Source organism: Paraburkholderia sp. J11-2, assembly GCF_905220185.1.
GTDB lineage: Bacteria > Pseudomonadota > Gammaproteobacteria > Burkholderiales > Burkholderiaceae > Paraburkholderia.
In genome coordinates this window covers 1-613 of record NZ_CAJMYY010000100.1, presented here as the reverse complement: position 1 = coordinate 613, position 613 = coordinate 1, and the positions used below count along the sequence as shown (strand labels likewise).

Genomic DNA, 613 nt, shown 5'->3' with positions numbered 1-613 from the left:
TGAGCAGCTGGACGCCCGCATCGCCCGCGCATACTGGTTCTTCCTGTTCCACCAGGTACCGGACCTGCCCGAAACACTGGTTGCCGGCAACGAACGCGCATGGCTGCGCCACTTCTTCTCCGACTGGTGCTATGACCCGAATGCGATCAGCGGGGACGCATTCGAGGCCTACGTGCGCGCTTACGAAGCCCCCGGAGCGGTGCGTGGCGCGATGGCCGACTATCGGGCGAACGCCGAGGACGTTGCACAGGACAAGGTGGATGCCGACATTCCCATCAGCGTCCCGACACTGGCGCTGTGGGGCGCCGAGTTCTACGCGGTCGGCAAGATGTTCGACATGGAAGCCGTCTGGAACGGCATGGCGAGCGATGTGCGCACCCATGCGATCGAGCGCGCGGGGCATCTGCCGCACGAGGAGCAACCGGAGCGGGTCAATGCCCTGCTGCTCGACTTCCTGGAGGGCTGGAAGGGCTAAGTGCGGCATAGCGGCGCAGACGGCCACTGCGCTGTCGCGCCAGGAGCCTCGCGCATCTTCCGGATATCGCCATGAGCCACGAAATTGCCTTCGCCCTGGTGCCTTTTCTCTTTTCGATGGGTGCCGGTTATCTCGCCG

1 protein-coding gene is annotated in these 613 nt (G+C 64.6%); it reads left to right on the top strand.

Translation table 11 applies throughout. The annotated features are described in order from the left end of the window. On the top strand, positions 1 to 475 hold a 475-nt coding region (locus U5A57_RS41325), incomplete at its 5' end, for an alpha/beta fold hydrolase (protein ID WP_415774721.1). Between the last annotated feature and the right edge of the window lie 138 nt (positions 476 to 613).